1 pseudogene is annotated in these 308 nt (G+C 59.4%); it reads left to right on the top strand.

The features are described from left to right. Positions 1 to 308, top strand: a pseudogene (locus tag E5Q11_RS17555) (copper-translocating P-type ATPase); the annotation flags it as partial.

Below are 308 nucleotides of genomic sequence, written 5' to 3'. Positions count from 1 at the left end.
CAGCCAGAGTCTGTTGAGCGACCTGCTGATGGCCGTTTTCCGCCTGGGCTATACCGCCCGACCCTACCGGGCAGACGATGCCGAACAGACGCTGAGAGCAGAGAACCGGGCGATGCTGATTCGCCTGACGGTCGCCGGGATTGGCTCGTTCCAGAGCATGATGCTGGCCTTTCCCATGTACTTTGAACTGGTTAGCGCCCTTTCGACCGATTTCGTGGACTTCTTTCGCTGGTTCAGCCTGCTGGTGGCCACGCCGGTGGTTTTCTACAGCGCCCGATCCTTCTTCTCCAATGCCTTAAGGGACCTGC

Origin of the sequence: Marinobacter confluentis, from assembly GCF_004785685.1 — a bacterium.
Lineage (GTDB): Bacteria > Pseudomonadota > Gammaproteobacteria > Pseudomonadales > Oleiphilaceae > Marinobacter > Marinobacter confluentis.
The sequence above is the reverse complement of the archived record's forward strand: the minus strand, read 5'-3'. Positions and strand labels throughout refer to the sequence as shown.